Annotated in this window: 5 protein-coding genes and 1 pseudogene; all 6 read left to right on the plus strand. The window is 42.4% G+C overall.

Annotation, left to right across the window (positions count from 1 at the left end; translation table 11 throughout):
- Window positions 1–270 (plus strand): carboxyl transferase domain-containing protein (locus L652_RS01000000123340; protein WP_033013269.1); only part of this gene is annotated, 270 nt, incomplete at its 5' end.
- Window positions 271–282: 12 nt separating this feature from the next.
- Window positions 283–1,053, plus strand: coding sequence for an enoyl-CoA hydratase/isomerase family protein (locus L652_RS0105910; protein WP_024594925.1), 771 nt, complete (start codon window positions 283–285; stop codon window positions 1,051–1,053).
- An 8-nt stretch (window positions 1,054–1,061) separates the two neighbouring features.
- Window positions 1,062–3,065, plus strand: coding sequence for an acetyl/propionyl/methylcrotonyl-CoA carboxylase subunit alpha (locus L652_RS0105915; RefSeq protein WP_024603362.1), 2,004 nt, complete (start codon window positions 1,062–1,064; stop codon window positions 3,063–3,065).
- On the plus strand, window positions 3,065–3,961 hold the full coding sequence (locus L652_RS0105920) for a hydroxymethylglutaryl-CoA lyase (RefSeq protein WP_024603363.1): 897 nt from the start codon (window positions 3,065–3,067) through the stop codon (window positions 3,959–3,961). Before L652_RS0105915 ends, L652_RS0105920 begins: the two co-directional genes overlap by 1 nt.
- Before the next feature lie 262 nt (window positions 3,962–4,223).
- Window positions 4,224–4,920: pseudogene (locus L652_RS01000000123345) on the plus strand (CoA transferase subunit A).
- Between the two features lie 14 nt (window positions 4,921–4,934).
- On the plus strand, window positions 4,935–5,158 hold a 224-nt coding region (locus tag L652_RS0105930), incomplete at its 3' end, for a CoA-transferase (RefSeq protein ID WP_024603364.1).

The raw sequence follows: 5,158 nt of genomic DNA on the forward strand, positions 1-5,158 counted from the left end.
GGCGAGCAAGCAGCCGGTGTAATGGCGCAAGTTAAACAAGATGGTTTAGCACGTAAAGGTCAAAACATGAGCGAGCAAGAAATCAGTGATTTTAAAAAGCCAATTATTGATCAGTACGAAGAGCAAGGTCACCCGTATTACGCAAGTGCACGCTTGTGGGATGACGGCATTATAGACCCTGCCGATACGCGTAATGTATTAGGGCTTGCGTTGACGGCTGCGAATAACGCACCAAAACGTGATTCGAAATTTGGCGTATTTAGAATGTAACCGGAGCGCAAAATGTCAGTAACACTACAAATAACAAAATCTAATGTGGCTGTACTTGTGTTAAGTCGCCCAGAAAAAAGAAACGCATTTAACAGTGAAGTAATACACGAACTTATTCAGTGTATTGAACATGCAAATACGCTTGATATTCGTGCTTTGGTTTTAAAAACAGAAGGTAAACACTTTTCAGCCGGTGCTGATTTAGCTTGGATGAAATCGATGGCGGATAACAACTACGCCGATAACCTAGCTGATTCAATGCAATTAGCTAAATTAATGCAGGTATTGGCAAGCTCCCCGCACCCTACAATTTGCGCTGTGCAAGGTGCTGCTTTTGGTGGTGCTCTGGGCTTAATTGCCTGTTGCGACATAGCCCTTAGTAAAGACGATGCGCAATTTTGTTTAAGCGAAGTAAAGCTGGGTCTTATTCCGGCTGTTATTAGCCCATACGTCATTAAAGCCATTGGTGAACGCGCTGCTCGCAGGTACTTTTTAACGGCTGAAGTGTTTGATGCACATACTGCTAAGCAACTTGGTTTAATTCATCAAGTAACCGGTAATTTAGACTGTGCGCTCGATAATATGCTGCAAACACTGATTGATAACGGACCTGTTGCAGTAAAAGCCGCAAAAGCATTAATTAACGATGTAGCAAATAAAAAAATTACCGATGAACTCATTGAGCTTACCGCAGAAAGTATTGCAAAAATTCGCGTATCTGAAGAAGGTCAAGAAGGGCTAAGTGCTTTTTTTGATAAACGCCCACCCGCTTGGCAACTGTAGGATTGATTATGAAGACACAACGATTACAAAAAATACTGATTGCCAATCGTGGAGAAATTGCGTGCCGAGTAATACGCACCGCAAAACAAATGGGCTTAACCACGGTCGCAGTTTATTCTGATGCAGACAAACATGCCCAGCACGTAAAAATGGCTGACGAGGCTTACCATATTGGTGCCGCACCAAGTAAAGATTCGTATTTGGTGGCAGACAAAATTTTACAAGTTGCTAAAGACTGCGGCGCTGATTGTATTCACCCAGGCTATGGTTTTTTATCTGAGAACAGCGAATTTGCTAAAGCCTGCGAAGCTAATAACATTGCTTTTATAGGGCCACCAGCAAGCAGTATTGAAGCAATGGGGTCTAAAACCCGCGCTAAAGAAATAATGGCAGCTGCTAATGTACCGTTAGTACCTGGTTATTACGGTGATAAACAAGACCCTGCTTTTTTACAAAGTGAAGCTGAAAAAATTGGCTACCCTGTACTAATTAAAGCCGCCTTTGGTGGCGGTGGTAAAGGCATGCGCGTTGTACAAAAAGCAAAAGACTTTATGAGCGCACTACAAGGTGCGCAACGTGAAGCGATTGCCGGTTTTGGTAACGATTTAGTATTACTTGAGCGCTACGTTAACCAGCCTCGCCATGTTGAAGTGCAAGTATTTGCAGATAACTACGGTAACTGTGTTTATTTAGGCGATCGTGATTGTTCTTTGCAACGTCGCCATCAAAAAGTAATTGAAGAAGCCCCTGCTCCGGGTTTATCTGACGAACTACGCAAAGAAATGGGCGAAGCGGCTGTACGTTGTGCACTGGCTATAAATTATAGAGGCGCAGGTACGGTTGAGTTTTTACTGTGTGGCGATGAATTTTTCTTTATGGAAATGAATACGCGCCTTCAAGTAGAACACCCTGTGACCGAAATGGTAACGGGTGTAGATTTAGTCAATTGGCAAATTAATATTGCGGGTGGGCAAACATTGCCACTGACACAAAGTGATATTCAATTGCAGGGTCATAGCTTTGAAGCGCGAATATACGCAGAAGATCCAGCTAACGACTTTATCCCGTGCTCGGGAACTATTGAAGCGCTACATACGCCACTTAACAGCGAATTTGTGCGCATTGATACAGGCATTGCACAAGGCGACGAAATCAGCCCGTTTTACGACCCGATGATTGCAAAACTTATTGTGCATGACGACAATCGCGAACAAGCACTGAGCCGCTTACAACACTCCCTTGAGCAATTTCATTTGGCGGGTTTTAGCACTAACATTGGCTTTTTACATAATTTAGCAAGCCACCCTACCTTTAAACAGGGTGCGCCAAGTACACACTTTATTGCTGAGCAAGGTGATTCGTTAGTTGCGGTTAACGAATCGTTATTACAAGCAAGTCAGCTTATTGGCGCTTTTGCATATTTAGAATCGCTAACTAACACCCAAAATGCGCAAAGCAGTGCAAGCCCGTGGCAACAACTAACTGGATTTACACTCAATTCACCACAAGCAATTAAAGTCCCTTTTGCCGATTTACAGCTAAGCGCTATAAAAACGACAGCGGGCTATAGTATTACGCATAACGAGCATGTATTTAAACTACAAGGCACATTAAATAATAATCTGTGCACTGTATTTATTAATGGTGAAAAACATAGCGCGCACGTAACTACGGTTGGTAATAGTACTGCGGGCAATATTGTCACTGTTATGAATAAAGCACTGCAAACTAAGCTTGAACCAGTTGATAAACATTATATTAGTTCGCACGAAAGCGAAGCTTTGCCACTTGCCGCGCCGCTTAATGGCACAGTAGTTAAGCACTTAATCGACATTGGTAGCACAATTACCAAAGGCGATGCGGTTGTTATTATCGAAGCCATGAAAATGGAATACACGCTAAACGCACCGCATGACGGCATTTTAAAAAGCTACTGTTTTGGTGAAGGCGAATTAGTAACGCATGGTGCTCTGCTTGCTATTGTCGAAGATACAACAGAGGAAGGTGCATAATGAGTGCCTTTCCAAATAAAGTACGTATTGTTGAAGTTGGCGCGCGAGACGGCCTACAAAACGAAAAAACAGTAAGCACAGCCGATAAAGTAGCGCTTATTAACGCCCTAAGTGCTGCAGGTTTAAAAGATATTGAAGCGGGCGCGTTTGTCTCCCCTAAGTGGGTGCCACAAATGGCAGACTCAGCGGATGTAATATCAGCGCTAGATTTACCCAATGTAAATTTAAGCGCCCTTACACCTAACTTAAAAGGTGCACAAGCAGCGCACGCTGTTGGCATTAAAGAGTTTGCTATATTTACCGCTGCAAGTGAGTCGTTTTGTCAAAAAAATATCAACTGCTCAATTGAGCAAAGTATTGAACGTTTTAGTGAAGTAATGGCGTTTGCTAAAGCTAATAATATTCGTGTACGTGGTTATGTAAGCTGTGTGCTAGGTTGCCCTTATGAGGGTGAAATTAACCCGCAAGCAGTACTAAGTGTATCGAAAAAGCTATTAGATTTAGGCTGTTACGAAGTAAGCCTTGGCGATACCATAGGTGTTGGCACCGCAAAAAAAGTAACGCAATTAATCGAGTTACTCTTAACGCACATTGATAAAGCCAAGTTGGCCGTGCATTTTCATGATACATACGGCCAAGCGCTCACAAATATTTACGCAGCTTTAAGCCTAGGTATTGCAACGGTTGACGCGGCAGTTGCGGGCCTTGGTGGCTGTCCTTATGCAAAGGGGGCGTCAGGAAATGTTGCCACCGAAGATGTAGTTTACTTACTGCAAGGGCTTGGCATTGAACACTCAATTGATTTACAAAGGTTAAGTGACGCTGGCTGGGAGATAACCAAAGTACTTGGTAAGCAACCTGTGAGCAAAGTATCAGTGGCACTACACACTAAATAACCTGAGCTCTGGATAATAAATTTATCTCGAGCAGCTATTTTCAGCACTAACTGCGTTGAATTTACTTGCAATAGACCAGCTATTGACGCGTAAATTCGCCTTGTTTTCACTGAAAATCTCTGGCTAGAGAAAATAAATTTAAATATCAACCTAATTCAATATGTTAGTAAATCTCTTAACCAGAGTTCAGGTTAAATGGCTATCTTATAAAATGATGATTAAAGATAATTAACAACAAATAGCACACAATGAGGAGAGACTCATGGCCGGTTTTGATAAGGTAGTTTCTAGTTACGAAGCTGCAATGGAAGGGTTAAAAGACGGCGATACCATTATTGCCGGTGGTTTTGGTTTATGTGGTATTCCTGAGGGCTTAATTAAACAAATTAAGCACATGCAAACAAAAAACTTAACCGTAGTATCTAATAACTGTGGTGTTGATGACTTTGGTTTAGGTATTTTATTACAAGACAAACAAATTAAAAAAGTAGTTGCCTCGTACGTTGGCGAAAATGCCCTATTCGAGCAGCAGTTATTAAGTGGCGAAATTGATGTAGAGCTTACGCCTCAAGGTACACTAGCTGAAAAAATGCGTGCTGGTGGCGCGGGTATACCTGCGTTTTACACCGCAACTGGTTACGGTACTCCAGTTGCTGAAGGCAAAGACGTAAAAGAATTTAATGGTCGCCCGTATATTTTAGAAGAATCTATAACGGGTGAATTTGCTATTGTTAAAGCGTGGAAAGCCGACCGCTTTGGTAATTTAGTGTTTAGACACACCGCCATGAACTTTAATCCAATNGGCAACAGCGGGCAAAATTACCGTTGCCGAAGTAGAAGAAATTGTAGAGCCGGGTGAGCTTGAACCAAGCCAAATTCATACCCCGGGTATTTTTGTAAATCGCGTTATTAAAGGCAGCTTTGAAAAACGCATTGAACGTGTAACAACACGAGATTAAGCAGGAGCAAAATTATGGCATTATCACGTGAACAAGTTGCAATGCGCGTTGCACAAGAACTTCAAGATGGTTACTACGTAAATTTGGGCATAGGAATTCCGACACTCGTCGCAAACTATGTACCAGATGATATTGAAGTTATGTTACAGTCCGAAAATGGCCTTTTAGGCATGGGCCCGTACCCGACTAAAGCAGAGCTAGACGCCGATATGATTAACGCGGGTAAAGAAACCGTGAC

Origin of the sequence: Pseudoalteromonas sp. TB25 (genome assembly GCF_000497995.1) — a bacterium.
Classification (GTDB): Bacteria; Pseudomonadota; Gammaproteobacteria; order Enterobacterales; family Alteromonadaceae; genus Pseudoalteromonas; species Pseudoalteromonas distincta.

Coding starts and splice junctions, on each gene's coding strand:
- L652_RS0105910 (WP_024594925.1), top strand. CDS start 283: ATGTCAGTAACACTACAAATAACAAAATCTAATGTGGCTGTACTTGTG.
- L652_RS0105920 (WP_024603363.1), top strand. CDS start 3,065: ATGAGTGCCTTTCCAAATAAAGTACGTATTGTTGAAGTTGGCGCGCGA.
- L652_RS0105915 (WP_024603362.1), top strand. CDS start 1,062: ATGAAGACACAACGATTACAAAAAATACTGATTGCCAATCGTGGAGAA.